The following is a 25,218-nucleotide window of genomic DNA, read 5'->3' on the forward strand; positions in this document are numbered from 1 at the left end:
GTATTTTTTTATGTATTCTTTTGAATTATATGTATAATAATCATCTGCTAATATCTCTTCTAATTCATCTGATATTTCAAAATAATTAAACTTACTGTAGTCATTATCCTTTTCAATTAAATATTTTTTCTCAATCATAAATCTCCTTTTTTAAATAAATATTATATCAAATATTACTTAGTGTTATAAGAAAGTATAATTTTGAAAATATGTCTTTTCAAAAGTTAATACCTCTATATGATAAAGATGAGGTTCTTTTTTATCTTGACCCACCATATGTATCTACTGAAAGTTACTACAAAAATACAGGTGGATTTGGAATCAAAGAGCATAAAGAGTTAGCAGCACTGTTGTCACAAATAAAAGGTAAGTTTTTACTCTCATATAATGACTGTGAGCTAGTGCGTGAGTTATATAAAGACTTTAAGATAGTAAGTAGTAAAGAGATAGAGTACACGCTGGGTAAAAATATGCATGGGAAGAATAAGAGTGTTCGGGAGGTTTTTGTTATGAATTATTAGAGAAGGATTTATTTCCTTGTCTAATTAAAATCTTGAAAGAGAACATGAACCCATATTTACATAAAATCTAATATTATTGTTATCAAGTTTTAAAGGTATCATTGTTCTCTCTTTAAAAGTTAGATGAGAAATATTTTGTTCGGCACTTCCATCTTCTTCAAGATAACCATATTTTAAATCTATAATTTCTCCAGCTGGAGTAACTTCTAACCAACCAAAACCTACCCCTTTATAATTTTCAAATAAATTATCTGTTTCTTCTAATTCAAATAAATTGTTTGATAATAAGTTAATTTGCTCTTGAGTAAGTTTTTGTTCAATTTTTGAATGTAATTTTGTAGAGATTGTATTGTTTGGTTTATAGTGTAATATTTGCATTGTTTTTCCTCTTTTTATATGTATAGAGAATAACATTGCTTCGGCGATGAAGTCAAGCAAAAATGCTATTTTTACAAAATATTTGTATATAAAATGTTAGTAAATTATGATAATATTTAAATATGAAAAAATTTAGTGAAATAATAGAAAAATTAAAAGATATCCTCTCTCAAGAGCATGGTAATAAAAAAGTATTAGACAAAGATGTTGCAGCAGCTCTTGGAATAGAAGAGTCAAACTTTAGAAAACAAAAGCATCGTAATAGTATCCCATACTTTGAGATAATGAGCTTCTTAGCTAAAAGAAATATATCTATCAATTGGTTCTTCTTTAACCAGCTTCCTGAGTCCGTGATTGAATCTACCTCAAACTATATAATATTAAAGTATCAAAGAACAGTTACAGCTTCAGCTGGAGGAGGAGCTATAAACTATGAACTTGACTCAACTCCACTTGTAATAGATAAACAATTATTAGACCATATCAATAGCAGCTACAAATATACTGAAGTATTAAAAGTATTTGGTGAGTCCATGGAACCTGATATAAAAGATGGAAGCCTAGTCTTTATAGATAAGAATAAAACAGATATAAATAGTACAGGTGTATATCTAATCAATACAAATGATGGCTTATATATTAAATGTATTAAAGTAGAAAATGATAAAGTTATTCTAAAATCAAACAACCAAACTTTTGATGATATAACATTACATATAGATGATGTTGATATTGTTGGTAGAGTTTGTGGTGTGTTAATAAAGGTGTAGTATGTCAAATAAAGGTCTTTATGAAAAACTGTGTGATGATATTAAATTCTCAATAAAGGATGAGTTTAATAATTATGACTCAGATATTGATGAAACAAAACACTTTAAAAACGTTATGTTTGATTATATAAACTGGAGGAAAAGATTTATTAAATTAAAATCAAGAAGAGTAGTTTATTCATATGAAATAAAACAAAACCCTCATTATAGGATATATAAAAAAGGCATTGAGAAAATTGCATATAAAATAAAGCAAGGAGAGGATATTACTTCGTTCTTATCTACTAAAGTTGTACATGCACCATATAAAGAAAATTCTAAAAGCTCCTCTCCTGATAAAGATAACTTCTTAAATGCATTTGATATACATCATCTACACATGGGAAGTACATACAAAGATAAAGATATAAAAGGTGTTAAGTTTGCAGAACGTAGTAATGGTATGCTTCTATTTATATTGGTTAAACATGATGTTGTTTACTTTATAGATATAGAAGGTCATAACTTTGGTAATTTAAAGCTCTTTAGAATTATAAAGAAAAATTGGGAACATTTAGTAAAACCATACAAAATGAGTTATTCAATTAATGATATGGCAATAAAAAATCTTTCAGATGAAGATATAGAGGCTTTATTACAAGCTGGAGTAAACCCTACAGTTCCAATTGATAATGAAGTTTACGGCTTTAGTCATATTATAACAAGTGGACATAGTATGAATATTCATAGAGAAATAGATACATTCGCTTTACATTTAAATAAAGTATGTACGGTCTTGCTACTTGATGAACATTTAAGACAGCAGTTAAATAACCCTGATTATAAGATGGTAGTTAGTAACGGTTTATTATATTTAGTTGATAATGACTCAAAGTGTACGATATGGATAGACCATAAGCTAGAAGAAAAAGAGATATTAAATGAGTATTGTTATAAAAAAGCTCATTTGTTTGATTTTAACTTTTAAACGTTTGCTTTTAAAATGTTAGTAAAATTCAGTACATAAAAACCCATTATATAGTGTACTAACATTTCATAGGCAAATAATTAACATTTCAAAAGCCGTTTTACATACACATTTAAGAAGTATAAAATAGTTTTTATTAGTTAAACTTCCAATTAACTTAATGTATATTAAAATAAAGCATATTTATCCTTTTAAAAAGGAAATAAATATAGTAATTAATGATATGAAGACCCATATATATTGACATTGCATAAGAAAAAAGTTATAATGCGCGTCCATGAAAAATGGTTAGAGTGTGTTTATCGCACATTTAACGAGTTCTTTAAAGGAAAAAAATGGAAAAAATAAGATTAAAGCTTAAGGCTTACGATCACAGAGTTTTAGACAGAAGTGTTGCTTCAATTGTTGAAGCTGTTAAGAGAACTGGTGCTGAGTTGAGAGGTCCTATACCTTTACCAACTAAAATCAGAAGATATACAGTAATCAAAGGTCCTCACGTAAATAAAGATTCAAGAGAACAATTCGAAATCAGAGTTCATTCAAGAATGATTGATATCGTATCTGCAACTCCTGATACAGTAGATTCATTAATGAAACTTGACTTAGCTCCTGAAGTTGATGTTGAAGTTAGATCTATGGGTCAAGAATAAGAAAGGGTAACAAATGGAATTTATCGTAGAAAAAATTGGTATGAGTAGAACTGTTTCAGTTCCTGCTGTTCCTGTTACACTTTTAAAAGTTCTTGATACAAAAGTATGTGAAGTAACTGATGGTGTAGCAATTGTATCATATAGTAATGGTAAGAAATTTAACAAGACTATAGAAGGGCAACAAAAAAAATACAACTTATCTAAAGAATTCAATAGATTTGCAACTATGGAAGTAGCAAATACTGAAGCTGGAGATTTAGATGTATCTGGATTAGCAGAAGCTAAAATTTTAAAAACTACTTTTAAAACTAAAGGTAGAGGTTTCTCTGGTGCAGTTAAAAGATGGAACTTTGCTGGTGGTAGAGCATCACATGGTCATAGAATGGGAAAAAGAACTGGTTCAATCGGTAATGCTGAGTGGCCAGGTAGAGTTCAACCAGGTAAAAAAATGCCAGGACAATACGGAAATACAAATGTAAGTGTTAAAAATGAAATTTTCTCTTTTGATGCTGAGACAGGTATTTTAGCTGTTAAAGGTTCAGTATCTGGACCAAATGGTGGATTAGGAAAAGTAAGGATTGCTAAATGAGTAATGCAGTAGTAGTAAAAACAAGTGAATTACCTGAAACATTTAAAGATGTTAATTCACATAACTTATACTTATATGTAAAATCATACCTAGCAGCTCAAAGAGCAAACACAGCTAGAGTAAAAAACAGAACTGAAGTTAGAGGTGGTGGTAAAAAACCTAAAGCTCAAAAAGGTTCTGGTGGTGCAAGATGGGGTTCTAAAAGATCACCATTATTTGTTGGAGGTGGACAAGTATTTGGACCATCTGCTAGAAATTACAATCAAAAAATTAACAAAAAACAAAAAGTTTTAGCATTAAGATTTGCTATTAATACTCATGTTGAAAAAGAGTCTTTATTTGTAGTTGATTCTGTTAAATTAGAATCAGGTAAAACTAAAGATGCGGTTGCAGTTATAAATGAATTAAAACAAAGAGATACTTTAATCATCGTTGATACAATTGATGAGAAAACTTACTTAGCGTATAGAAACATTAAGAACTGTTATATGATTGAAAAACAAGAAGTAAATGCTTATATTGCAGCTGCTTATCACTCAATCTTAGTTGAGAAGTCAGTTCTTGAAGCATTAAAAGAGGCATAAGATGGCAGATATTACAGATATTAAAGCAATATTATACACAGAAAAAACTATTGAGTTACAAGAAAGTGGTGTAATCGTTGTTCAGACTAGTCCTAGAATGACTAAAAGCGGATTAAAAGATGTTTTTAAAGAATATTTTGGAGTTACACCTTCAAAAGTTAATTCATTAAAACAAAGTGGTAAAGTTAAAAGATTTAGAGGGAAAATCGGTAAAAGAGCTGATTTCAAAAAATTCTATGTAACATTACCTGAGGGCGCTGAAATAGCGAACCTTTCAGCATAAGGGGATAGTATGGCAATTAAAAAATTTAGACCAATAACTCCTGCTAGAAGATTTATGTCAGTTATGGATACTTCTGATATTACTTCAAAACCAACAGTTAGATCTTTACTTACAAGAGTAAAAGCTACAGCTGGTAGAAATAGTAACGGAAGAATCACTTCAAGACATAGAGAAGCAGGTGCTAAAAAACTTTACAGAATTATCGATTTCAAAAGAGATAAATTTGGTGTAGAGGGTACTGTTTCTACAATTGAGTACGACCCATATAGAAACTGTAGAATCTGTTTAGTAACTTATACAGATGGTGATAAAAGATATATTTTACAACCAAGTGGTTTAAAAGTTGGAGCTAAAGTTTCTGCTGCTGAATCTGGTTTAGATATTCTTCCTGGAAATTCAATGAGACTTGTTAATATTCCAGTTGGTACTATGGTTCATAATATTGAAATGAAACCAGGAAAAGGCGGTCAAATCGCTAGATCTGCTGGTGGATATGCTCAAATTATGGGTAGAGAAGATAAATATGTAATTATGAGACTTCCTTCAGGTGAAATGAGAAAAATTCTTGCTGTTTGTATGGCAACTATTGGTATCGTTGGTAATGAAGATTTCTCTAACATGGTTGTTGGTAAAGCTGGTAGAAGTAGACACCTTGGTATTAGACCTCAAACTAGAGGATCTGCAATGAATCCAATTGATCACCCACACGGTGGTGGTGAAGGTAAAACTAACTCAGGTAGACATCCAGTTACTCCATGGGGTATGCCAACTAAAGGTTATAAAACTAGAAAGAAAAAAGCTAGTGATAAATTAATCATTTCAAGAAAAAAGAAGTAAGGGTTTAAGATGTCAAGATCAGTAAAAAAAGGTCCATTTATAGACGCGCACTTAATGAAAAAAGTTATCAAAGCAGTTGAGACTAAAGATAGAAAACCAATTAAAACTTGGTCAAGAAGATCAACAGTTTTACCTGATATGATTGGCTTAACTTTTAATGTGCACAATGGAAGAAACTTCGTACCTGTAAATGTTACAGAGAACCACGTGGGTTACAAATTAGGTGAATTTGCACCAACTAGAACTTTTAAGGGTCACAAAGGCTCTGTTCAGAAGAAGGTAGGATAAGATGGGTAAAGCTATATTAAGATTTATTAGAGTTTCTCCAATTAAAGCAAGACTTATTGCTAGAGAAGTTCAAGGTATGAATGCAGAGTATGCTATTGCATCTTTAGAATTTACACCTAACAAAGCTGCTGGATTAATTTCAAAAGTTATTGCTTCTGCAGTTGCAAACTCTGGATTAGAAGCTGAAGATGCAATTATTACATCTGCAAGAGTTGATAAAGGTCCAGTATTAAAAAGATTTACTCCAAGAGCAAGAGGTTCTGCTTCTCCAAAGCATAAGCCAACGGCACATATTTTTATTGAAGTAGAAGCTGCACCTAAAGGAGATAAGTAATGGGTCAAAAAGTTAATCCAATTGGTTTAAGATTAGGTATCAATAGAAACTGGGAATCAAGATGGTTTCCTAAATTCTCTTCTATGCCTGCTAATGTTGCAGAAGATAGCAAAATCAGAAAATTCGTTAAAAAAGAGCTTTACTATGCAGGAATCGCTCAAACTTTAATCGAAAGAACAGCTAAAAAAGTAAGAGTAACAGTTGTTGCTGCAAGACCTGGTATCATTATTGGTAAAAAAGGTGCAGACGTTGAGAAATTAAAAAATTCTTTAACTAAATTAGTTGGTAAAGAAATTGCTGTAAACATTAAAGAAGAGAGAAAACCACAACTTTCTGGTCAATTAGCTGCTGAAAATGTTGCTCAACAATTAGAAAGAAGAGTTGCATTTAGAAGAGCTATGAAAAGAGTTATGCAAAATGCTATTAAAGGTGGAGCAAAAGGAATTAAAGTTTCTGTTTCTGGTAGACTTGGTGGAGCTGAAATGGCTAGAACTGAGTGGTACTTAGAAGGAAGAGTTCCTTTACATACTTTAAGAGCTAGAATTGATTATGGTTTTGCTGAAGCACATACTACATATGGTTGTGTTGGTGTAAAAGTTTGGATTTTCAAAGGTGAAGTACTTGCTAAAGGTATTCCAGTTGAAAAAGAAGAAGCTTCTAAACCAAAAAGAAGACCAACAAAGAAAAGAGGTAAATAATTATGTTAATGCCTAAAAGAACAAAATATAGAAAAGTAATGAAGGGTCGAAATAGAGGTAAATCTATGAGAGCCAACACATTAGCATATGGTAATATTGGAATTAAAGCTTTAGAGCATGGAAGAATCGATTCAAGACAAATCGAAGCTGCCAGAATTGCTATGACAAGAGCTATTAAAAGACAAGGTAAAGTATGGATTTGTGTATTCCCAGCTAAACCACTTACTGCTAAACCATTAGAAACAAGAATGGGTAAAGGTAAAGGTCCAGTTGACAAATGGGTAATGAACATTAAGCCAGGAAGAATTTGTTTCGAGATGGCTGGTGTAAGTGATGAAGTTGCTAGAGCAGCATTGACTTTAGCAGTTCACAAATTACCATTTAAATGTAAAATTGTAACAAAAGAGAGCGAAAATGACTTATTCTGATATTAAAGATAAAAGCCTAAACGAGCTAAACGAGTTATTAAAAGAGAAAAAGGTGCTTCTTTTTGAATTAAAAGCTAAGCTAAAAACTATGCAGTTGACTAATACATCTGAATTAAACGTTGCGAAAAAAGATATCGCAAAAATTCAAACAGCTATTACTGCAGTAAAAGCTAAGTAAGGATCTGTAGTATGAGTACGCATAAAAGAGAGATTCAAGGTGTAGTGGTAAAAGTTTCTGGAGAAAAAACTGCTTCTGTTTTAGTAACAAGATCAGTATTACATCCTAAATACCACAAAACTGTTAAGAGATTTAAAAAATATTTAGTTCATGATGAAAAAAATGAATTAGCTGAAGGTGATACTGTAATTGCGATTGAGTGTAGACCTTTATCTAAAACTAAATCTTTTAGATTAAAGACAATTGTTGCTACAGGAGTTAAATAATGATTCAAAGTTTTACTAGATTAAACGTAGCAGACAACACAGGTGCAAAAGAGATCATGTGTATCAAAGTTTTAGGTGGTTCTAAAAGAAGATATGCAACAGTTGGTGACGTTATTGTTGCTTCTGTTAAAAAAGCTATTCCTACTGGAAAAGTTAAAAAAGGTCAAGTTGTTAAAGCTGTTGTTGTTAGAACTCACAAAGAAGTTCAAAGAGAAAATGGTTCATTAATCAGATTTGATGATAATGCAGCAGTTATTCTTGATGCAAAAAAAGAACCAATTGGAACAAGAATTTTTGGACCAGTTGCTAGAGAAGTTAGATATTCAGGTTTCATGAAGATCGTTTCACTTGCACCGGAGGTATTATAATATGGCGGTTAAATTAAAAATTAAAAAAGGTGATACAGTTAAAATCATCGCAGGTGATGATAAAGGTAAAACTGGTGAAGTTTTAAGAGTTATCCCATCTAAATTACAAGTTATTGTAAAAGATTGTAAAGTTGCTAAAAAAACTGTAAAGCCTGATCAAGACAAAAACCCTAATGGTGGTTTTGTAAACAAAGAGATGCCAATGGATATCTCTAATGTAGCAAAAGTAGAAGGTGAGTAAGATGGCGAACAGATTATACGAAAGATATAACGCAGAGATTAAACCAGCTTTACAAAATGAGTTTCCTAAAAACAAAATGTTAACTGCTAAGTTAGAAAAAGTAGTTATCTCTGTTGGTGCGGGTGAAGCAATGAAAGATACTAAATTGATGCAAAACATTCAAGATACTATCTCTTTAATTGCAGGACAACATGCTATTCAAATCATTGCTAAAAAATCAGTTGCTGGTTTTAAAGTAAGAGAAGGTATGCCTGTAGGTGTAAAAGTTACACTTAGAGGTGAAAATATGTATGCATTCATTGATAAATTATGTTCTATTGCATTACCTAGAGTAAAAGACTTCCAAGGTTTAGATAGAAATGGTTTTGATGGAAGAGGAAATTTTAACTTTGGTCTTAATGAGCAATTAATGTTTCCAGAAGTTGTTTACGATAACATTATTAAAACACATGGTATGAATATTTCTATTACAACATCTTCTGCTTCTGATAAAGAAGCTTATAGATTATTAGAGCTTGTAGGAATTCCATTTACAAAAGGTAGAGAATAATGGCTAAGAAATCTATGATTATGAAACAACAACGAACTCCTAAGTTTGCTGTTAGAGCATATACAAGATGTTCAGTATGTGGAAGACCACATTCAGTTTACAAAGACTTTGGTCTTTGTAGAATTTGTTTAAGAAAAATGGCTAACGAAGGTTTATTACCTGGTGTTAGAAAAGCTAGTTGGTAAGGAAATAAAGCTATGATGAATGATATAATCGCAGATGCTTTAACTAGAATTAGAAATGCAGCATTGAGAAAACTTGAAGTTACTACTTTGTTACATTCTAATACAGTTGTAGGTATCTTAACAGTATTAGAGGCAAAGGGTTACATTGACTCTTTCAAAGTTGTTGATGGAACTAATAATAAAAAAACTATTCAAGTTACATTAAAATATGATGAAAAAGAAACTTCTGCAATCAATGAGATTAAAAGAGTTTCTAAATCAGGAAGAAGAGTTTATAAAGCTTCTTCTGAATTGAAAAATTTCAAAAACGGATATGGTACAATCATTGTTTCTACAAACAAGGGTGTTATCGCTAACGATGAAGCTTATGCTGCAAATGTTGGTGGTGAAGTACTGTGTACTGTTTGGTAGGGAGTTAGATAATGTCAAGAATTGGAAAACAACCTATTGCTATACCAACAGGTGTTGAAGTAACAGTTGATGGTACAGTTGTAAACGTAAAAAAAGGTAACAAAACTTCTTCAGTAGAGACTCACGGTAGAGTTTCTGTAGAAATTGCAAATAACACTGTAGTTTTAGCAAGAGTTGGTGAAACAAAAGAATCATCAGCTTTCTGGGGAACATATAGAGCTTTATTAAATAATGCTATTGTTGGTTTAAGTGAAGGTTTCAAAAAATCTTTAGAAATCAACGGTGTTGGTTATAGAGCTGCTGTAAAAGGTAGTGTTTTAGAACTACAATTAGGTTATTCTCACCCAATTAACTATGAAATCGCTGATGGATTAGAAATTACTGTTGAGAAAAATGTGATTAATGTTATTGGTGCTGACAAACAACAAGTTGGTCAAGCTGCTGCAATTATTAGAGGCTTTAGAAAACCAGAACCTTACAAAGGTAAAGGTGTTAAATATACTGATGAGAAAATCATCAGAAAAGCCGGAAAAACTGCTAAGAAGTAAGGTGTAAAGAATGAGTAGAGCAAAAGATATAGCTAAAAAAAATTCTTTAAGAATTAAAAGAAAAAGAAGAGTAAGAGGATCAATTTCTGGTACTGCTTCTAAGCCAAGAGTTTCAATTTTTAAATCAAACAAATATTTAAGTGCGCAAGCAATTAATGATGTTGAAGGTGTTACACTGGCTTCGGTTAGTTCAAAAGCATTGGATTTAACAGTTAATAAAGATAATGCAGTTAAAGTTGCAGCACAATTTGCTGAAAATTTAAAAGCTGCTGGGATTGATACAGTTGTATTTGATAGAAATGGTTACCTATATCACGGTGTTATTGCTGCATTTGCACAATCACTAAGAGATAATGGTATCAAATTATAAGGGTTAATGATGGCAGCAGTAAATAGAGAAGATTTTCAAGAAGCAATCGTTAAAATCGGAAGAGTAACAAAAGTTGTAAAGGGTGGAAGAAGATTCAGATTTACAGCTTTAGTTGTTGTTGGAGATAAAAACGGTACTGTAGGTTTTGGTATGGGTAAAGCTAAAGAAGTTCCAGATGCTATTAAAAAAGCTTTAGATGATGCATTTAAATCTTTAGTAAAAGTGTCTATTCATGGAACTACAATTGCACATGATATTGAGCATAAATATAATGCTTCTAAAATATTATTAAAACCAGCATCTGAAGGTACAGGACTTATTGCAGGTGGTGCGGCAAGACCTGTTCTTGAGCTTTCTGGAGTTAAAGATATTATCGCAAAATCTTTAGGTTCAAATAATCCTAACAACTTAGTGCAAGCTACAGTTGAAGCTTTAGCTAGAATAAAAGGATAATAAATGACATTAGAAACTTTAAGACCAGCAGATGGTAGTACAAAGAATGTTAAAAGAGTTGGAAGAGGACAAGGTAGTGGTACAGGTAAAACTGCCGGTAAAGGTAACAAAGGTCAAAAAGCTAGATCTGGTTACAAAATAAAAAGAGGTTTTGAAGGTGGGCAAATGCCAATCCAAAAAAGACTTCCTAAAATCGGTTTTGTATCAAGAGTAACTAAACCTTATTCAATTAATGTTGATAAAGTTAAGCAAGTTGCTGAGTTAAGTGAAATTACATTAGAGACAATTAAATCTGTGTATAAATTATCAAAATCAGTAACAAAAGTTAAACTAGTTGGATCTTGCGCAAAAGATTTAACTTCTAAGATCAAAGATGAAAACGTTACTACAACTGGTAAATAACCATGAGTAAAGATCTAATAAATAAGATTCTTATTACATTAGGTTTTATATTTCTATACAGAGTATTGGCATACGTGCCAGTACCTGGTGTAAATATTGACGTAGTAAAAGAATTTTTCGACTCAAATGCAAACAATGCATTAGGTCTTGTTAATATGTTTAGTGGAAATGCAATCTCAAGATTGTCTATTATTTCACTAGGTATTATGCCTTACATTACAGCTTCAATTATAATGGAGCTTCTAGCCGCAACTTTCCCTGCACTTGGTAAAATGAAAAAAGAACGTGATGGTATGCAAAAATATATGCAAATTATCAGATATGCAACTATTGTAATTACTTTAATTCAAGCAGTTGGAGTATCAATGGGTCTTAATTCTTTAACAGGTAAAGCAGGTCAAAGTGCAATCACAATAGACATGGATACATTTGTTGCAGTTTCTGCAATCTCAATGTTAACTGGTACTATGCTTTTAATGTGGATTGGTGAACAAATCACACAAAAAGGTATAGGAAATGGTATTTCATTAATTATCTTTGCTGGTATTGTTTCTGCAATTCCTCATGCAATTGGTGGTACTGTTGAATTAGTTAATAATGGACAAATGAATTTCTTAACTGTTATTGCAATTTTAGTAATAATTCTTGCAACAGTTGGAGCAATTATTTATGTAGAACTAGGAGAAAGAAGAGTTCCTGTTTCTTATTCTAGAAAAGTTATGATGCAAAGTCAAAATAAAAGAGTAATGAATTATATTCCTATTAAAGTAAATTTAAGTGGTGTAATTCCTGCAATTTTTGCCTCTGCAATTTTAATGTTTCCAGCTACAATTTTACATGGAAGTCAAAATAAAATTTTATTAGCTATTGCTGACTTTTTAAGTCCAACTAGTTATACATTTAATGTTTTGATGTTTTTACTTGTAGTTTTCTTTGCTTATTTTTATGCATCAATTACTTTTAATGCAAAAGATATTTCAGAAAATTTAAAAAAACAAGGTGGTTTTATTCCAGGTATTAGACCCGGAGAAGGAACAGCTGAGTTTTTAAATGAAACAGCAGGTAGATTAACACTATGGGGAGCTTTATACTTAGGAGCAATTTCTACAGTGCCATGGCTTTTAGTTAAGTCTATGGGAGTTCCATTTTACTTTGGTGGGGTTGCAGTACTTATTGTTGTTCAAGTTGCTATTGATACTATGAGAAAAATTGAAGCTCAACAGTATATGAACAAATATGACACTTTAAGTGCGGTTGGTTTATAAAAATCATGGCAATTGCACTAAGAAAACAAAACGAGATAGAAAAGCTTCGAGCTGCTTCACATGCAGTTGGGAAGACTTTGAATTATCTAAGAGAAAACGTTAAACCAGGCATGACTTTATTAGAAGTTGATGCTCTGGGTGACGATTTCATAGCTAGTTTAGGTGCTAGACCTTCATTTAAAGGCCTTTATGGTTTCCCTAATGCAGTATGTACTTCTCTAAATGAAGTTGTTATTCATGGTATACCATCGAATACTGTTCTACAAGAAGGTGATATTTTAGGTTTAGACATAGGTACTGAAATTGATGGTTGGTATGGTGATGCTGCCATTACTATGCCTGTTGGAAAAATATCAAAAGAGGATGAGGAATTAATTGCTTGTTCGAAAGATGCATTATATTATGCTATTGATATTATAAAAGAAGGTATGAGATTTAAAGAGTTATCTTTTGCAATAGAGCAATTTATTGTGCAAAGAGGATATCAACCGTTAATTAGATTCTGTGGACATGGTATTGGGAAAAAGCCCCATACTGAACCTGAAATTCCAAATTATGTAGAAACACCAAATATTAAATCCGGACCAAAAATAAAAAATGGAATGGTATTTTGTTTGGAACCAATGGTTTGTCAAAAAGATAGAGAACCTGTTATTTTAGACAATGGTTGGGATGTTGTATCAAAAGATGGATTAAGAACTAGTCATTATGAACATACAGTTGCTGTTATCAATGGAAAAGCAGTAATTTTAAGCGAGGCATAGAAGGAAAAAATGTGGCAAAAGATGATGTAATTGTAATTGATGGTAAAGTTATTGAAGCTTTACCAAATGCAATGTTTAGAGTTGAATTGGATAATAATGGGCATGTAGTTTTGTGTCATATATCTGGAAAAATGAGAATGCACTACATAAAAATTTTACCTAATGATAAAGTTAAAGTAGAAATCACCCCTTATTCACTTGATAAGGGTAGAATTACTCACCGATATAAATAAAAGAAAAGAAAGTATTATATTAATACTTTCTTTTTTTTAGCTTATTTTAAAATCTTATTGATATAATCTCTGTATATACTTATATAACTATTGGAAAAAAATGGAAAAAAACATTAATAATATTGATGATTTTAAAAAAGACAAAAAAGAAGATCAAAAGTTTAATGTTATATCTAATGACTTACTTAACTTCACAAAATCTGAACTACAAAATATTGAAATACTAAAATTTATTACCTATTTACCAGAATTATTAAAGCCTTCAATTGAACAATCAATTTATCATAAGATAGAAGAAGTAATTTTTGAGTTAATGAAAAGTCCTGAAAAACTTGATGATGAATCAATGATTAATAAATTAATTAATATTACTAATGAAAGAGTAGATTTAGATAGAGCTGTTTTTAAATCAAAATCTGAAGATATTAAAAAGTTTATAGCATTATTAATGAAAGAGTATGAAAATAGTTTACTACTTAGTGATAATTCTTCATCAAAATTAGAGATTTTCAAAAATGATTTAAAAGAGCTAAATGTTTCAGAACACTCTAATAGAGAGCTAAGAATATTACATGCAAAACTTGCTGATTTGATATATAATATAGAAACAAACTTAGATGATTCAAAGATTCAGTTAATCAAGGGCAAAGAAAAATGCTCTAAATTAGAAAATAATATTGCCAAATTACAAGATGATTTAGAAAAATTAAAAATAGAAAAAGATATTGACTTTTTAACTGGTGCACTTAATAGAAGAGGATATACTTCTGTAATTTTAAAAGTCGAAAATAGATATGTAACTTTTAATTCTAGATATGCAATTATATTTATTGATATTGACGATTTTAAAGAAATAAATGATGTCAATGGACATGAATGTGGTGATGTTATATTAAAAAGTTTTTCTACTATACTTAGAAAACTTATGAGAGAAGAAGATATTTTATGTAGATATGGTGGTGAAGAGTTTGTAATTCTTGTAAGTTATACAGAGGAAGAAGAAGTATACAAATACATAAAAAGAGTAAAAGAAATTATAGATAGCCACAAATTTATTTACAATAAAGATCTTAGTGTAAAAGTTGGTTTTTCTGCTGGAGTATCTTATAGAACAAATTATAACTCTTATGAAGATGCGATGAAATATGCTGATATATTATTGTATAAAGCAAAACATGAAGGGAAAAGTAGAATTATTTTTGATAATGATAAAATACTACTCTAATACTTATACCTATGAAGCCTTAGTCATTTACTTGCGCGCAATTTAAAAGTATACAAATAACTAAAACCCCATAGATATAAATACTAAATATCTTCAGGCACTCTTTCTTTTGTTAAACTAATCTCTTTTTCTAATATCTCTTTTTGTTGAATCAACGAATTTAAATTATTTTTTAACATCTCTTTATCTTTATATGAATCAATAATAAATTCAAATAATTTAGGTCTATTTTTTTTCCAATTATGCAATGTAGTTTTATTTATTTCTAAATCATTTTCTAATTTTCTTAAACTTGGAGCAGTCATAATCAATCCTATAATATATCTTACTTTGAGTATTGTACAAATATTTGGAACAAATGTCAATAATAATATTAATATTGTTCCAATAATTTGAACAAATTTAAAAAAAAGGGATAATTTTGTACAATCTTGCATGACAAAAAATTTACAAAACAAATTACTTTATCAATTGAACTTTCTAAAATCTATTGGATATGAATATGGTGAAAATCTAAATTTTAAAAATAGTAATACAGAACAAGTAAAATTACCTGATAATATAAAACAATTAGAAGAGCTAGTAAAAAATTGTCATTTATGCCAATTATCAAAGTACAGGGAAAATGTTTTATTTGGAAGTGGAAATATAAATTCTAATATCATGATTTTAAAAGAGTCTCCTACTGTAAGTGAAGATGAAGTTGATGCTTTTTATGTGGGTAAATCAGGTGACTTATTAAAAAACATGATTGAAAAAGTTTTAAAAGTACCTTGTGAAACTGTTTATATAACAAATATAGTAAAATGTATTTCTCCTAATAGTGAAATAAAAGCGGAGCATATTAATAATTGTAAATCCTATTTAGACAAACAAATAGAGTTAGTAAAACCAAAATTATTGGTTATACTAGGAGAAAGTGTATATCGATACTTTACAAGTGATAATACAGCTTTTAGTGAAATTAGAGGTAAAGTTATCCCTAATAATGATTTAGATATTATATGTACTTATGAGCCAAGTTATCTTTTACGAAACCCTTCCTCTAAAGGAGAGGCTTATGAAGATTTATTAAAAATTAAAGCAATTATGGAGCAAATGTGAAACATCTTTATCTTTTAGTCGCAATACTTTTCTTATTTACTGCTTGTGCTAATAAAGAAATAAAATTACCTAATCAAAATAATTCAAAAATTAATAATACTAATGCAAATGAAAATATCTATACTCCAAGTTCAATTTTTACTCAAAATAATAATGAAGAATTGGAAGATGAAGATTTTAAAATAGCAATTATATTTCCTTCAAAAGTAGTTGGAAAATATGGTAATTCAACTATTAATAGTGTAATTGGATATTTATTATTCCAAAATAAAAAATTTGAAATAGAATCATTTGACAGTGAAGATGAAAGCTTTGAAAATATATCTAATACAATGTATGAAATAAAAAATAAAGGATATAAAAAAATTATTGCTTTATTTACAAGTGATGCTTTAAGTAACATCAGAAATATTTCTGCATTTACTGATATGCAAGTATATTTTCCTTTAATAAGTAGAAATGATGCTTATTTTATCACTTCATCTAATTTTATTTATGGAGCTATTTCTTATGAAAATCAAATGAAAAAGCTTTTGGAATTATCAACGGGTGATAATGCACAGTTTTATGAAGATTCAAGTATCGGAAATATGCTAAAAGGTATTTATGAAAGATTAGTTCCAAATATTGTTGTAAATCAAAAAGTAATGCAAAGCAATAATAACTTTAAAAATATGGTTACAAATGAAAGTTTAAAACATACTAATTTGATGATAAATACTACCTTAGTAAAATCTTCTATTATTCTTTCTCAACTTTATGCTTATGAGACTGAAAATGGTGTAATTATGACTACTCAACTTAATTTTGATCCTTTAATTTTATCATTAACTCAGTACGAAGATAGATTAAATCTAATTTTAGCTAGTTCTATAGAAGATACGGATGCTAAATTAACAGAATTATTATATTTGCTCGACACAGATATTAAATATAACTGGGTAAATTATTCAACATTAGTAGGGATTAACTATTTATTTACAAAGAATAAAAATGCCTTAATAAAAAATCAGATTTTAAATCAAGAAGTACTTTATGATACACATTTGTATTATTCTACAAAAAGTAGTTTCAAAAAACTAGAACTTAAATAACACTTTAAAAAAACTCTCAACAACTTTTAGATATAATCGCGTATATTTTATAAAGGGCAAATGCCCTGTTTTGGAGCACGAATTGAGAACGCATTATTGTACAGAAGTTACAGAATCACTTATTGGTCAAGAAGTTACTGTTGCAGGTTGGGTAAATAGTAGAAGAGATCATGGTGGTATTATTTTTATTGATTTAAGAGACAAGGGTGGTTTAGTACAACTTGTTGCTGATCCTGCTGATTGTAAAGATGCTTTAGAAACTGCTGAAAAAGTTAGAGATGAGTTTGTTTTGATTGCAACTGGAAAAGTAAGAGCTAGAGGTGAAGGATTAGAAAATCCAAACTTAGTAACAGGAAAAATTGAAATTGTTTTGTCTGATTTGATTATTGAAAACAGATCAAAACCTATGCCATTTGATTTAGGTGATGAAAAAGTTAATGAAGAGATTAGATTAAGAAATAGATTTTTAGAATTAAGAACAAAAAGATCTTATGATATTTTCAAACTTAGAAGTACAGCAAATATAGCTATTCGAAACTGTTTAAATGAAATGGAATTTTTAGATGTAGAAACTCCAATTTTGACTAAATCTACACCAGAGGGTGCTAGAGATTACTTAGTCCCATCAAGAGTTCATCCTGGTGAATTTTATGCATTACCACAATCTCCTCAAATCTTTAAACAACTTCTTATGGTAAGTGGTTTTGATAAATATTTTCAAATAGCAAAATGTTTTAGAGATGAAGATTTAAGAGCAGATAGACAACCAGAATTTACTCAAATAGATGTTGAGATGAGTTTTTGTACTCAAGAAGATGTTATAAAAGTTGCTGAGAAATTGATTCATGATACTTTTACTGCTTGTGGTAAAGATGTTCCTTCAACTTTCCCAAGAATGACTTATAATGAAGCAATGGAACAATATGGAAGTGATAAACCTGATTTAAGATTTGATATGCCTCTTGTAGATGTTATTGATATTTTTGCAAGAAGTTCAAATGAAATTTTTGCTGGTATTGCAAAAGATAAAGCTCATAATAGAATCAAAGCAATTAAATGTCCAAATGGAGATAATATTTTCTCAAAAAGACAAATGAAGGCTTTTGAAGATTACGTAAGAAAATTTGGGGCTCAAGGTTTAGGGTATTTTCAAATGAAAGAAGATGGTTTAAAAGGACCATTAACAAAATTCTTTACAGAAGCTGATTTAGAAGAGATTGTAAAAGTAACAGAACTTGAAGTAGGTGATGTTGTATTCTTTGGAGCTGGGCATAAAAAGATAGTTTGGGATTATATGGGAAGATTTAGACTTCACTTAGCAGATCAAATGGAAATTGTTCCTGCAGATACTTTTAAATTTCTATGGGTAGTTGATTTTCCTATGTTTGAAGTGGAAGATGGAAGAGTAAAAGCTTTACATCATCCATTTACTATGCCAAAAGATTTAAATAAAGATAATCTTGAAGAAATAGAATCTATTGCTTATGATATTGTGTTAAATGGTACAGAATTAGGTGGTGGAAGTATAAGAATTCATAAAGAGAATATTCAATCAGAAGTATTCTCTTTAATGGGAATATCAGATGAAGAAGCAAGAGAAAAATTTGGTTTCTTACTTGATGCACTTCAATTTGGTGCACCACCACATGGTGGATTTGCTTTAGGACTTGATAGAATGATTATGCTTTTAGCTGGTACTGATTCTATCAGAGATGTTATTGCTTTCCCTAAAACTCAAAGAGCACAATGTCTTATGACTCAAGCACCAAGCCCTGTTGATGAAGAACAACTAAAAGAGCTAAGTCTAAGAATTAGAAAACAAGCTAATATCTAGGATATTAGTTTTATATAAAAAGGAAGTTTTAACTTCTTTTTTATAAACTATCATAATGAAAAAATTAATATTACTCCTTACCCTTTTATCTACTTTTATTTATGCAAGAGTTTCTTATACAGTAACTATTGAACCTCAAAAATTCTTTTTAGAAAGAATTGGACAAAGCAAAGTAAAAGTTAGAACTTTATATGAAGGGGTAGATTACACTCAGAAATTAGATCATGTATATTTTAGAAGATTTGCTTTTTCAGATGCTTATTTGAAAATAGGACTTCCAGTAGAAGAAGAGTATGCAAAAGAATTACTTGGATTTAATAGTGATTTGAAAGTTATTGATACAAGTAAAGATGTTGAAAAACTTTATGATAATGGAGAAGTTAATCCTTATTTTTGGTTAGATCCTTTAAGAGTTAGAAAAGTCACAAAAGTTATGCTTGATATCCTTATAAAAAATGATCCAAGTAATAAAGAGTTTTTTGAATTAAATTATCAAACTTTGATGGTGGAGTTAGATAAAATATTTTTACGATTAAAAGATACTTTATTTTATTCTACAAATGCTGTAATGGTTTTCAATGATAAATTAGAATATTTTTTAAATAGATTTGATGTTAGATATTATCGTGCAGAAAATGAAATATTAAGTGGTCCTAAATTTACAGAAATTTATAGACTAAGTAAAGAAAAAAATATAAAATATTTAATAGTTGATAAAAGCATTAATTACAATGTTTATAATACTTGGTCAAATGCAAACAATATGGAAGTTATTCATACTGATATTTACTCTTTTAATTGGTTCGCTGATTTATTTGTTCTTTCAGACAAAATAGCCTCTAAAAAAGAGGAATAAAATGTTTTTACCCACTACAAAAGAAGAGATGGAAAAACTTGGTTGGGAACAACTTGATGTTATTTTAATCTCAGGAGATGCTTATGTTGATTCACCGTTTATTGGTGTGGCAGTTGTTGGTAGAATACTTGAAGACTTAGGTTTTAAAGTAGGAATTATCGGACAACCAAATTTAGAAAATGGTGATATTACAAGACTTGGTGAGCCTAAGCTTTATTGGGGTGTTAGTGGTGGAAGTATTGATTCGATGGTTTCAAACTATACAGCAACTAAGAAGTTTAGAAATAGTGATGATTATACTCCTGGTGGAAAGAATAATAAAAGGCCAGATAGAGCAACATTAGTTTATACAAATCTAATTAGACGGCATTTTAAAAATACAGTTCCTATTGTACTTGGTGGAATAGAAGCAAGTCTTAGAAGAGTTACTCATTATGATTATTGGACAAATAAATTAAAAAAACCCATTCTTTTTGATGCAAAAGCTGATTATATGATTTATGGTATGGGTGAAATTGCAATAAGAGAGTTTACTCAAGCCTTATCAAAGGGTGAAGACCCAAGAAAAGTTAGGGGTGTTTGTTATATCTCAAATGAGCCAAAAGAAGAGTATATACAACTACCTAGTCATGATGATTGTGTTAAAGATAAAAATAAATATATTGATTTATTTGATCATTTTTATCAAAACAATGACCCCATAAATGCAAATGGACTATGTCAAAAAGTTGATACAAGATTTTTGATTCAAAATCCACCTTGTGATTATCTGGATGAGAAAGAGATGGATTATATCGCTGATTTTAAATATACAAGAGATTTGCATCCTTATCATAAGCCAGAGGGAAAAGTAAAATGTTTAGAGACAGTTAAGTTCTCTATTCAAACTCATCATGGATGTTGGGGAGAATGTAATTTTTGTGCTATTGGTGTTCATCAAGGACGAACAATACGAACAAGAAGCGAAGAAAATATTTTAAAAGAAGCAAAAGAGTTTACTACTTACAAAGACTTCAAAGGTGTTATCTCTGATGTTGGAGGACCAACGGCTAATATGTATGGCTATGAGTGTGGGAAAAAACTTAAAAAAGGTACTTGTGATGACATAAGATGTGTAGACTTTGATAGACTTTGTAAAGTTATGAAAGTAGATCATTCTAGACATTTGAAACTTTTACAAAACATTAGAAAAGTACCTGGAATAAAAAAAGCTTTTGTTGCTTCAGGTCTTAGATATGATTTTATTAGTGCTGATAAAAAACATGGATATGAATACCTAAAAGAGTTAGTTAATCATCATATATCAGGACAAATGAAAGTAGCACCTGAACATACTTCTGATAGAGTATTAAAACTTATGGGGAAACCAGGAAAACAACCTTTAATAGAGTTCAAAAAGATGTATGATAGACTAAATAAAGAGGCTGGTAAACAACAGTTTTTAACATATTATTTAATAGCAGCACATCCAGGGTGTGAAGAAAAAGATATGCATGAACTAAAACATTTTACAAAACATGAATTAAAAATGAACCCAGAACAAGCACAAGTATTTACTCCTACTCCCGGAACTTATTCTAGTGTGATGTATTATACAGAATTAGACCCAGTAACTAGAAAAAAAATCTATGTTGAAAAAGATACAAAAAGAAAAGAAAAACAAAAAGACATAGTAATTGATAAATCATATTATCAAAGAAGGAAATCTGGAGGGACTAACTTCCAAAGCTAAAAAAAGGGGCAAAACTTATAAGTTTTGCCCCTTTTTTATTTTTATAAAGTAATTTAAAGTGCAGCAATCATATCTTTAGTTACATCTGATACATCTTTTGTACCATCAAGTTCAACAAATACACCCATATCAGTATAAAAATCAATAAGTGGTGCTGTTTGTGCATGATAAGCTTCTAATCTACTTTTTACAGTCTCTGCATTGTCATCTTTTCTAATGATAAGCTCTCCACCACAGTAGTCACATACATTTTCTTCTTTTGAAGGATTAAATTCTACATGAAATGAAGCACCACATTTAGAACAAACTCTTCTTCCTGTAATTCTTCCCACAATTAGTTCATCAGGAACATTTAATGAGATTACTTTATCAAGTAATATTTCCATATCTGCCATTAATTTATCTAAAGCTTCTGCTTGAGCTAATGTTCTTGGAAAACCATCAAGGATAAAACCTTTTTTACAGTCATCTTCAGCCAATCTATCTTTTATAATACCAATAATTGTTGAATCAGGAACTAGCTTCCCTTCATCCATGAATTTTTTTGCTTCCATTCCCATATCTGTATTATCAGCAATAGCTGCTCTTAAAATATCTCCTGTAGAGATTTGAGGAATACCATACTTTTCAATTAAAAATTTTGCTTGTGTTCCTTTACCAGCACCTGGTGCACCAAATAGCATTAAATTCATAGTTTATCTTCCTTAGTTTTTAGGTATTGTATAGAAAAAGCATTTAATAACAAATAAAAAATTTAAATCAATTTAGATATAATCATGCCACTTAAATACAACTAAGGGCATAAATGAAAAAACTATTTTTAATTATTGGAGCACCTGGAAGTGGCAAAACTACAGATGCTCAATTAATAGCTGCAAAACATGATAATATCACTCATTATTCAACTGGAGATATGTTTAGAGCAGAAGTTGCAAGTGGAAGTGAAAGAGGGAAAATTATTGGTACTTATATTAGTGTTGGAAATATAGTACCAATTGACATAGCTATTGAGACAATTTTAGGGGCGATTAAAAAAGCTTCGACAGATGTGGTAATTATAGATGGTTATCCTAGAAGTTTTGAACAAATGTCAGAACTTGACAAATATTTAAAAAATGAAGCTGAAGTTGAATTGTTAAATGTTATAGAAGTAGTAGTATCTCAAGAGGTTGCGTGTGATAGAGTTCTTGGACGAGCAAGGGGAGCTGATGACAATGTTGAAGTATTTAATAATAGAATGAAAATTTATACTGAGCCATTAGATGAAATTCAAGAGTTTTATAAAAGAAAGAATCTTTTAAAAAGAATTGATGGGGAAAGAACTATTGATGAGATTGTTGATGAAATCGATAATTTTATTCAATCAAAAATTTAATGAAAAAAGAATTTAACTTTTACTCAGTTATTATTGGAACTGAGCTATTAAATGGGCGTCGAAAAGATGCTCATTTCTCTTTTTTAAATGAACAACTTCTTAAAAGAGGTTGGATACACAAAGCCTCTTTTGTGATTGAAGATGATATTAACTTGATGAAAAATATTTTCAGACTTATAAAAACTGATAAAGATTCAGTGATGTTTTGTTTTGGCGGTATTGGAGCTACGCCTGATGATTATACAAGACAAATAGCTGCTGAAGTTTTTACAGATGGACAAATGGAATACCATGAAAAAGCAAAAAACTTAATCATAAAACAATTTAGAGAGGAAGCATATCCCCATAGAATTGAAATGTCAAATTTACCCATAAATGCAAAGCTTCTTAAAAATGTTGTAAATAATGTAGCTGGCTTTTATTTAGAAAATAGATTTTTCTTTACACCTGGCTTTCCTTCTATGAGTCAAAGTATGGTTATTGAAGCACTTGATAGTCATTACAAAATAAACAAAGTTAAAAAGTTTAGATTAACGCTTAGTGCTTTTTGTGGAGAAAATAACTTAATAGATATTATGAAAAAGGTTTCAAGCGAAGTTGAGTTGTCATCATTGCCTAAAATTATTGATAACAAAAGAATAGTTGTTTTATCTTTAATATCAAAAGATGAAAAACTAGTAAAAGAAAATTTCTCTATGTTTACTAAATATTTAAATGAAAAACAAATAGAGTATGAATTAAAAGACTTTGATTAAGGTTGATTGTAAAATTTAAATTTAAATCCTTTATCTTCTTTGTACTTGGATAGATTAAAATCTTCCCAAACTTTTTTACAAAGATTATATCCTTTGTCATATCCTGGTTTTGCAAAGGCATGGGCTCTTCCCATATTTTGCCAGACACCTTTCCCTGAAGCATACATAAATGCCAAGTTACATTGAGCTTGAATATATCCTTGTTTTGATGAAGCTTCATACCATTTAACAGCTTCTTTATAATCTTTATCTATAACTATTCCTGTTGTTAAAAACATACCTACTTTATTTTGTGCTGGTGCATAACCTTTTCTTGCAAGTTCTAGAAAATAAGAAAAGGCTTTTTTAGGATCATAAAAATTTGTTTGGTTACTTAAATAAAAAAGTCCTAGGTTATATGTACCTTTTATGCTCCCCAAGTAAGAAGCTGCTCCAAAATACTCTAAAGCTTTTTTATAATCTTTAAAAACATATTTACCTTCAAAATATATCTTTCCTAACTCAAAAAAAGCATTTGGATCATTTTTTAAAGCAGACTCTTCATATGTATTTATTAGTTCAAGACTTTTTAATTCTTCACTTATTGAAAGATTATCTTGTGCCATTAAATTCAATACACAAAAAAGTGATAATAGGTATTTTTTCATATTACTTCCCTTTTTAATTCTGTACTTAGTGTGGTTACTATTTCATAAGTTATTGTATTGTGAATTTTTGCTAAAGCTTTAGCATCATCAAACATACAAACTTCTTCATCTTGTGAATCTAATGATAAGTTATCCATTGATATTCTTCCTAAGACTCTAAATCCTTTTGGAGTTTTGTAAGCTTGATTTTCATTTATTCTTAAAAATCCATCTCCATATCCAATATCATAAGTTGAGACTATTATATCTTTGTCTGTTTTGTATGTTCCTCCATATCCCACAGATTGATTTTTTTTCAAGGTTCTTGTTGCAATTTTCTGTGCCCAAAGTGATAAAACTGGTTTCAAATCTATTTTATCAAAGGCAGGTGGATTTCCAATATATCCATAACAAGCTATACCAACTCTAGCAAAATCATCATCCAAATCAGTTGTTCTAAATAGGGCAGCTGAATTACAAGAATGGAACAAAGGCAAGGGTAAAAAAAGTTGTTCACATATTCTTTTCACTTCTTCTTTCACAAGTCTAAAATTGCGCTTTTGCCAAAAGAATTCACTGTTTAGTTCATCTGCTCCTCTATGGTGTGTCATGATACCAGTTAAATTTAAGTTTTGGCTACAAATACCATCAATAGCCTCTTTAAGCTGGTTTTTAGATATGCCATTTCTATGCATCCCTGTGTCAACTTTAAGGTGAACATTCGTATTTTTAGGAAGTTTATATATTTGTTCAAGGTGATTAATTACTATGTGAAAAGAATGTGAATAAGTGTGAAAAACATTCTCAGATAAAATTATAATATCTTCAAAAAATTCTTCAATCTTTAATGCTTCTTTAAGGTTTTTTACGACAGCTTTTTTTATTCCAAATTCTTTTGCAATTTTTGAAATTTCTATAATTCCATGTCCATATGCATTGTCTTTTAATACAACTGCAACTTTTTCTTTTGAACCAGCTTGCTTAGAAATAATATCTAAGTTATGTAGATAATTTTTTTTGTTTATAATAATTCTAGACAATAACTTAACCTTGTTA

Annotated in this window: 39 protein-coding genes; 34 read left to right on the forward strand and 5 right to left on the reverse strand. The window is 29.8% G+C overall.

Annotated features, from left to right (window positions below):
* Positions 1 to 209: 209 nt before the first annotated feature.
* On the forward strand, positions 210 to 521 hold the full coding sequence (locus tag CRU95_RS10815; RefSeq protein ID WP_375153687.1) for a DNA adenine methylase: 312 nt from the start codon (positions 210 to 212) through the stop codon (positions 519 to 521).
* Between the two features lie 24 nt (positions 522 to 545).
* Here the strand turns inward: CRU95_RS10815 and CRU95_RS10820 are convergent, their stop codons facing one another.
* Positions 546 to 899, reverse strand: a complete 354-nt coding sequence (locus CRU95_RS10820; protein WP_129101151.1) for a hypothetical protein — start codon at positions 897 to 899, stop codon at positions 546 to 548.
* 122 nt (positions 900 to 1,021) lie between these two features.
* On the opposite strand from CRU95_RS10820, the gene CRU95_RS10825 reads away from it, so the two are divergent.
* The 26 genes from CRU95_RS10825 (at position 1,022) to CRU95_RS10950 (ending at position 14,786) form a co-directional block, all read left to right on the forward strand.
* Positions 1,022 to 1,669 (forward strand): S24 family peptidase, encoded by a 648-nt coding sequence (locus tag CRU95_RS10825; protein WP_129101152.1) that lies wholly within the window; start codon positions 1,022 to 1,024, stop codon positions 1,667 to 1,669.
* A 1-nt stretch (position 1,670) separates the two neighbouring features.
* On the forward strand, positions 1,671 to 2,636 hold the full coding sequence (locus tag CRU95_RS10830) for a hypothetical protein (RefSeq protein WP_129101153.1): 966 nt from the start codon (positions 1,671 to 1,673) through the stop codon (positions 2,634 to 2,636).
* Between the two features lie 335 nt (positions 2,637 to 2,971).
* Positions 2,972 to 3,286, forward strand: a complete 315-nt coding sequence (gene rpsJ / locus CRU95_RS10835; RefSeq protein WP_013134908.1) for a 30S ribosomal protein S10 — start codon at positions 2,972 to 2,974, stop codon at positions 3,284 to 3,286.
* Positions 3,287 to 3,299: 13 nt separating this feature from the next.
* Positions 3,300 to 3,875, forward strand: coding sequence for a 50S ribosomal protein L3 (gene rplC / locus CRU95_RS10840; protein WP_129101154.1), 576 nt, complete (start codon positions 3,300 to 3,302; stop codon positions 3,873 to 3,875).
* Positions 3,872 to 4,459, forward strand: coding sequence for a 50S ribosomal protein L4 (gene rplD, locus CRU95_RS10845; RefSeq protein WP_129101155.1), 588 nt, complete (start codon positions 3,872 to 3,874; stop codon positions 4,457 to 4,459). The genes rplC and rplD overlap by 4 nt, the downstream gene beginning before the upstream one ends.
* 1 nt (position 4,460) lies before the next feature.
* Complete coding sequence (locus CRU95_RS10850) at positions 4,461 to 4,742, forward strand: 50S ribosomal protein L23 (RefSeq protein ID WP_013134911.1); 282 nt, start codon at positions 4,461 to 4,463, stop codon at positions 4,740 to 4,742.
* A gap of 9 nt (positions 4,743 to 4,751) precedes the next feature.
* The gene (gene rplB, locus CRU95_RS10855; RefSeq protein WP_129101156.1) at positions 4,752 to 5,579 is read left to right on the forward strand and encodes a 50S ribosomal protein L2; all 828 of its coding nucleotides are present in this window, start codon (positions 4,752 to 4,754) and stop codon (positions 5,577 to 5,579) included.
* 9 nt (positions 5,580 to 5,588) lie between these two features.
* On the forward strand, positions 5,589 to 5,867 hold the full coding sequence (rpsS, locus tag CRU95_RS10860; protein WP_013134913.1) for a 30S ribosomal protein S19: 279 nt from the start codon (positions 5,589 to 5,591) through the stop codon (positions 5,865 to 5,867).
* A gap of 1 nt (position 5,868) precedes the next feature.
* Positions 5,869 to 6,201: a 50S ribosomal protein L22 gene (rplV, locus tag CRU95_RS10865; RefSeq protein WP_129101157.1), complete on the forward strand. Its 333-nt coding sequence runs from the start codon at positions 5,869 to 5,871 to the stop codon at positions 6,199 to 6,201.
* Positions 6,201 to 6,899: a 30S ribosomal protein S3 gene (gene rpsC, locus CRU95_RS10870; protein WP_129101158.1), complete on the forward strand. Its 699-nt coding sequence runs from the start codon at positions 6,201 to 6,203 to the stop codon at positions 6,897 to 6,899. Before rplV ends, rpsC begins: the two co-directional genes overlap by 1 nt.
* Positions 6,900 to 6,901: 2 nt before the next feature.
* Positions 6,902 to 7,327: a 50S ribosomal protein L16 gene (gene rplP, locus CRU95_RS10875; RefSeq protein WP_129101159.1), complete on the forward strand. Its 426-nt coding sequence runs from the start codon at positions 6,902 to 6,904 to the stop codon at positions 7,325 to 7,327.
* Entirely contained in the window at positions 7,314 to 7,505 is a 192-nt protein-coding gene (gene rpmC / locus CRU95_RS10880) for a 50S ribosomal protein L29 (protein WP_013134917.1), read from the forward strand. The genes rplP and rpmC overlap by 14 nt, the downstream gene beginning before the upstream one ends.
* A gap of 11 nt (positions 7,506 to 7,516) precedes the next feature.
* Positions 7,517 to 7,771: a 30S ribosomal protein S17 gene (gene rpsQ, locus CRU95_RS10885; protein ID WP_129101160.1), complete on the forward strand. Its 255-nt coding sequence runs from the start codon at positions 7,517 to 7,519 to the stop codon at positions 7,769 to 7,771.
* On the forward strand, positions 7,771 to 8,139 hold the full coding sequence (gene rplN / locus CRU95_RS10890; RefSeq protein WP_013134919.1) for a 50S ribosomal protein L14: 369 nt from the start codon (positions 7,771 to 7,773) through the stop codon (positions 8,137 to 8,139). The genes rpsQ and rplN overlap by 1 nt, the downstream gene beginning before the upstream one ends.
* Position 8,140: 1 nt before the next feature.
* The gene (gene rplX / locus CRU95_RS10895; RefSeq protein ID WP_129101161.1) at positions 8,141 to 8,380 is read left to right on the forward strand and encodes a 50S ribosomal protein L24; all 240 of its coding nucleotides are present in this window, start codon (positions 8,141 to 8,143) and stop codon (positions 8,378 to 8,380) included.
* 1 nt (position 8,381) lies between these two features.
* Positions 8,382 to 8,930, forward strand: coding sequence for a 50S ribosomal protein L5 (gene rplE, locus CRU95_RS10900; protein ID WP_129101162.1), 549 nt, complete (start codon positions 8,382 to 8,384; stop codon positions 8,928 to 8,930).
* Complete coding sequence (locus CRU95_RS10905) at positions 8,930 to 9,115, forward strand: type Z 30S ribosomal protein S14 (RefSeq protein WP_013134922.1); 186 nt, start codon at positions 8,930 to 8,932, stop codon at positions 9,113 to 9,115. The genes rplE and CRU95_RS10905 overlap by 1 nt, the downstream gene beginning before the upstream one ends.
* A 12-nt stretch (positions 9,116 to 9,127) precedes the next feature.
* Positions 9,128 to 9,526: a 30S ribosomal protein S8 gene (gene rpsH / locus CRU95_RS10910; RefSeq protein ID WP_013134923.1), complete on the forward strand. Its 399-nt coding sequence runs from the start codon at positions 9,128 to 9,130 to the stop codon at positions 9,524 to 9,526.
* Positions 9,527 to 9,537: 11 nt separating this feature from the next.
* On the forward strand, positions 9,538 to 10,074 hold the full coding sequence (rplF, locus tag CRU95_RS10915; RefSeq protein WP_129101163.1) for a 50S ribosomal protein L6: 537 nt from the start codon (positions 9,538 to 9,540) through the stop codon (positions 10,072 to 10,074).
* A gap of 10 nt (positions 10,075 to 10,084) precedes the next feature.
* Entirely contained in the window at positions 10,085 to 10,444 is a 360-nt protein-coding gene (gene rplR / locus CRU95_RS10920; protein ID WP_129101164.1) for a 50S ribosomal protein L18, read from the forward strand.
* Between the two features lie 9 nt (positions 10,445 to 10,453).
* Positions 10,454 to 10,897, forward strand: a complete 444-nt coding sequence (gene rpsE, locus CRU95_RS10925) for a 30S ribosomal protein S5 (protein WP_013134926.1) — start codon at positions 10,454 to 10,456, stop codon at positions 10,895 to 10,897.
* A 3-nt stretch (positions 10,898 to 10,900) separates the two neighbouring features.
* Positions 10,901 to 11,299, forward strand: coding sequence for a 50S ribosomal protein L15 (rplO, locus tag CRU95_RS10930; protein ID WP_129101165.1), 399 nt, complete (start codon positions 10,901 to 10,903; stop codon positions 11,297 to 11,299).
* Between the two features lie 2 nt (positions 11,300 to 11,301).
* Positions 11,302 to 12,564, forward strand: coding sequence for a preprotein translocase subunit SecY (gene secY, locus CRU95_RS10935; protein WP_129101166.1), 1,263 nt, complete (start codon positions 11,302 to 11,304; stop codon positions 12,562 to 12,564).
* A gap of 5 nt (positions 12,565 to 12,569) precedes the next feature.
* Positions 12,570 to 13,328 (forward strand): type I methionyl aminopeptidase, encoded by a 759-nt coding sequence (gene map / locus CRU95_RS10940; protein ID WP_129101167.1) that lies wholly within the window; start codon positions 12,570 to 12,572, stop codon positions 13,326 to 13,328.
* Between the two features lie 11 nt (positions 13,329 to 13,339).
* Positions 13,340 to 13,561 (forward strand): translation initiation factor IF-1, encoded by a 222-nt coding sequence (infA, locus tag CRU95_RS10945; RefSeq protein ID WP_013134930.1) that lies wholly within the window; start codon positions 13,340 to 13,342, stop codon positions 13,559 to 13,561.
* A gap of 100 nt (positions 13,562 to 13,661) precedes the next feature.
* On the forward strand, positions 13,662 to 14,786 hold the full coding sequence (locus CRU95_RS10950; RefSeq protein WP_129101168.1) for a GGDEF domain-containing protein: 1,125 nt from the start codon (positions 13,662 to 13,664) through the stop codon (positions 14,784 to 14,786).
* Positions 14,787 to 14,869: 83 nt separating this feature from the next.
* Here the strand turns inward: CRU95_RS10950 and CRU95_RS10955 are convergent, their stop codons facing one another.
* A complete protein-coding gene (locus tag CRU95_RS10955) occupies positions 14,870 to 15,091 on the reverse strand; it encodes a hypothetical protein (protein ID WP_129101169.1) in 222 nt (73 codons plus the stop codon).
* A 130-nt stretch (positions 15,092 to 15,221) separates the two neighbouring features.
* On the opposite strand from CRU95_RS10955, the gene CRU95_RS10960 reads away from it, so the two are divergent.
* The 5 genes from CRU95_RS10960 (at position 15,222) to CRU95_RS10980 (ending at position 21,406) form a co-directional block, all read left to right on the forward strand.
* The gene (locus CRU95_RS10960) at positions 15,222 to 15,890 is read left to right on the forward strand and encodes a uracil-DNA glycosylase (RefSeq protein WP_129101170.1); all 669 of its coding nucleotides are present in this window, start codon (positions 15,222 to 15,224) and stop codon (positions 15,888 to 15,890) included.
* Entirely contained in the window at positions 15,887 to 16,984 is a 1,098-nt protein-coding gene (locus CRU95_RS10965; protein WP_129101171.1) for a hypothetical protein, read from the forward strand. Before CRU95_RS10960 ends, CRU95_RS10965 begins: the two co-directional genes overlap by 4 nt.
* A gap of 82 nt (positions 16,985 to 17,066) precedes the next feature.
* On the forward strand, positions 17,067 to 18,818 hold the full coding sequence (aspS, locus tag CRU95_RS10970) for an aspartate--tRNA ligase (protein ID WP_129101172.1): 1,752 nt from the start codon (positions 17,067 to 17,069) through the stop codon (positions 18,816 to 18,818).
* A 55-nt stretch (positions 18,819 to 18,873) separates the two neighbouring features.
* Positions 18,874 to 19,674, forward strand: a complete 801-nt coding sequence (locus tag CRU95_RS10975; protein ID WP_129101173.1) for a metal ABC transporter solute-binding protein, Zn/Mn family — start codon at positions 18,874 to 18,876, stop codon at positions 19,672 to 19,674.
* Position 19,675: 1 nt separating this feature from the next.
* On the forward strand, positions 19,676 to 21,406 hold the full coding sequence (locus CRU95_RS10980; protein WP_129101174.1) for a YgiQ family radical SAM protein: 1,731 nt from the start codon (positions 19,676 to 19,678) through the stop codon (positions 21,404 to 21,406).
* Between the two features lie 53 nt (positions 21,407 to 21,459).
* On the opposite strand, the gene CRU95_RS10985 is transcribed toward CRU95_RS10980, so the two are convergent.
* The gene (locus CRU95_RS10985; protein WP_129101175.1) at positions 21,460 to 22,098 is read right to left on the reverse strand and encodes an adenylate kinase; all 639 of its coding nucleotides are present in this window, start codon (positions 22,096 to 22,098) and stop codon (positions 21,460 to 21,462) included.
* A gap of 113 nt (positions 22,099 to 22,211) precedes the next feature.
* Here CRU95_RS10985 and CRU95_RS10990 point away from each other — a divergent pair, with 113 nt between their 5' ends.
* Both CRU95_RS10990 and CRU95_RS10995 read left to right on the forward strand, forming a co-directional pair.
* Positions 22,212 to 22,781, forward strand: a complete 570-nt coding sequence (locus CRU95_RS10990; RefSeq protein ID WP_129101176.1) for an adenylate kinase — start codon at positions 22,212 to 22,214, stop codon at positions 22,779 to 22,781.
* The gene (locus CRU95_RS10995) at positions 22,781 to 23,536 is read left to right on the forward strand and encodes a molybdopterin-binding protein (RefSeq protein WP_129101177.1); all 756 of its coding nucleotides are present in this window, start codon (positions 22,781 to 22,783) and stop codon (positions 23,534 to 23,536) included. Before CRU95_RS10990 ends, CRU95_RS10995 begins: the two co-directional genes overlap by 1 nt.
* Here the strand turns inward: CRU95_RS10995 and CRU95_RS11000 are convergent.
* Together CRU95_RS11000 and CRU95_RS11005 are read right to left on the reverse strand one after the other, a co-directional pair.
* Positions 23,533 to 24,183, reverse strand: a complete 651-nt coding sequence (locus CRU95_RS11000; RefSeq protein ID WP_129101178.1) for a tetratricopeptide repeat protein — start codon at positions 24,181 to 24,183, stop codon at positions 23,533 to 23,535. The genes CRU95_RS10995 and CRU95_RS11000 overlap by 4 nt on opposite strands.
* On the reverse strand, positions 24,180 to 25,202 hold the full coding sequence (locus CRU95_RS11005) for an alanine racemase (RefSeq protein ID WP_129101179.1): 1,023 nt from the start codon (positions 25,200 to 25,202) through the stop codon (positions 24,180 to 24,182). Before CRU95_RS11005 ends, CRU95_RS11000 begins: the two co-directional genes overlap by 4 nt.
* Positions 25,203 to 25,218: the final 16 nt, after the last annotated feature.

The sequence above is a fragment of the Arcobacter sp. F2176 genome (assembly GCF_004116465.1).
GTDB lineage: Bacteria > Campylobacterota > Campylobacteria > Campylobacterales > Arcobacteraceae > Arcobacter > Arcobacter siniprincipis.

Bases quoted from the DNA above. Each gene is read 5' to 3' on its own strand.
- map (WP_129101167.1), top strand. From the start codon at position 12,570: ATGGCAATTGCACTAAGAAAACAAAACGAGATAGAAAAGCTTCGAGCT.
- rplR (WP_129101164.1), top strand. From the start codon at position 10,085: ATGAGTAGAGCAAAAGATATAGCTAAAAAAAATTCTTTAAGAATTAAA.
- rplD (WP_129101155.1), top strand. From the start codon at position 3,872: ATGAGTAATGCAGTAGTAGTAAAAACAAGTGAATTACCTGAAACATTT.
- secY (WP_129101166.1), top strand. From the start codon at position 11,302: ATGAGTAAAGATCTAATAAATAAGATTCTTATTACATTAGGTTTTATA.
- CRU95_RS10825 (WP_129101152.1), top strand. From the start codon at position 1,022: ATGAAAAAATTTAGTGAAATAATAGAAAAATTAAAAGATATCCTCTCT.
- CRU95_RS10815 (WP_375153687.1), top strand. From the start codon at position 210: ATGTCTTTTCAAAAGTTAATACCTCTATATGATAAAGATGAGGTTCTT.
- rpmC (WP_013134917.1), top strand. From the start codon at position 7,314: ATGACTTATTCTGATATTAAAGATAAAAGCCTAAACGAGCTAAACGAG.
- rpsE (WP_013134926.1), top strand. From the start codon at position 10,454: ATGGCAGCAGTAAATAGAGAAGATTTTCAAGAAGCAATCGTTAAAATC.
- rpsJ (WP_013134908.1), top strand. From the start codon at position 2,972: ATGGAAAAAATAAGATTAAAGCTTAAGGCTTACGATCACAGAGTTTTA.
- rplV (WP_129101157.1), top strand. From the start codon at position 5,869: ATGGGTAAAGCTATATTAAGATTTATTAGAGTTTCTCCAATTAAAGCA.
- CRU95_RS10960 (WP_129101170.1), top strand. From the start codon at position 15,222: ATGACAAAAAATTTACAAAACAAATTACTTTATCAATTGAACTTTCTA.
- CRU95_RS10995 (WP_129101177.1), top strand. From the start codon at position 22,781: ATGAAAAAAGAATTTAACTTTTACTCAGTTATTATTGGAACTGAGCTA.
- CRU95_RS10905 (WP_013134922.1), top strand. From the start codon at position 8,930: ATGGCTAAGAAATCTATGATTATGAAACAACAACGAACTCCTAAGTTT.
- CRU95_RS10985 (WP_129101175.1), bottom strand. From the start codon at position 22,098: ATGAATTTAATGCTATTTGGTGCACCAGGTGCTGGTAAAGGAACACAA.
- rplB (WP_129101156.1), top strand. From the start codon at position 4,752: ATGGCAATTAAAAAATTTAGACCAATAACTCCTGCTAGAAGATTTATG.
- rpsH (WP_013134923.1), top strand. From the start codon at position 9,128: ATGATGAATGATATAATCGCAGATGCTTTAACTAGAATTAGAAATGCA.
- rplX (WP_129101161.1), top strand. From the start codon at position 8,141: ATGGCGGTTAAATTAAAAATTAAAAAAGGTGATACAGTTAAAATCATC.
- CRU95_RS10955 (WP_129101169.1), bottom strand. From the start codon at position 15,091: ATGACTGCTCCAAGTTTAAGAAAATTAGAAAATGATTTAGAAATAAAT.
- rplC (WP_129101154.1), top strand. From the start codon at position 3,300: ATGGAATTTATCGTAGAAAAAATTGGTATGAGTAGAACTGTTTCAGTT.
- rplN (WP_013134919.1), top strand. From the start codon at position 7,771: ATGATTCAAAGTTTTACTAGATTAAACGTAGCAGACAACACAGGTGCA.
- CRU95_RS10980 (WP_129101174.1), top strand. From the start codon at position 19,676: ATGTTTTTACCCACTACAAAAGAAGAGATGGAAAAACTTGGTTGGGAA.
- CRU95_RS11000 (WP_129101178.1), bottom strand. From the start codon at position 24,183: ATGAAAAAATACCTATTATCACTTTTTTGTGTATTGAATTTAATGGCA.
- rpsS (WP_013134913.1), top strand. From the start codon at position 5,589: ATGTCAAGATCAGTAAAAAAAGGTCCATTTATAGACGCGCACTTAATG.
- rpsQ (WP_129101160.1), top strand. From the start codon at position 7,517: ATGAGTACGCATAAAAGAGAGATTCAAGGTGTAGTGGTAAAAGTTTCT.
- rplP (WP_129101159.1), top strand. From the start codon at position 6,902: ATGTTAATGCCTAAAAGAACAAAATATAGAAAAGTAATGAAGGGTCGA.
- CRU95_RS10850 (WP_013134911.1), top strand. From the start codon at position 4,461: ATGGCAGATATTACAGATATTAAAGCAATATTATACACAGAAAAAACT.
- CRU95_RS10975 (WP_129101173.1), top strand. From the start codon at position 18,874: ATGAAAAAATTAATATTACTCCTTACCCTTTTATCTACTTTTATTTAT.
- CRU95_RS10830 (WP_129101153.1), top strand. From the start codon at position 1,671: ATGTCAAATAAAGGTCTTTATGAAAAACTGTGTGATGATATTAAATTC.
- rplF (WP_129101163.1), top strand. From the start codon at position 9,538: ATGTCAAGAATTGGAAAACAACCTATTGCTATACCAACAGGTGTTGAA.
- CRU95_RS10990 (WP_129101176.1), top strand. From the start codon at position 22,212: ATGAAAAAACTATTTTTAATTATTGGAGCACCTGGAAGTGGCAAAACT.
- CRU95_RS10820 (WP_129101151.1), bottom strand. From the start codon at position 899: ATGCAAATATTACACTATAAACCAAACAATACAATCTCTACAAAATTA.
- rplE (WP_129101162.1), top strand. From the start codon at position 8,382: ATGGCGAACAGATTATACGAAAGATATAACGCAGAGATTAAACCAGCT.
- CRU95_RS10950 (WP_129101168.1), top strand. From the start codon at position 13,662: ATGGAAAAAAACATTAATAATATTGATGATTTTAAAAAAGACAAAAAA.
- rplO (WP_129101165.1), top strand. From the start codon at position 10,901: ATGACATTAGAAACTTTAAGACCAGCAGATGGTAGTACAAAGAATGTT.
- rpsC (WP_129101158.1), top strand. From the start codon at position 6,201: ATGGGTCAAAAAGTTAATCCAATTGGTTTAAGATTAGGTATCAATAGA.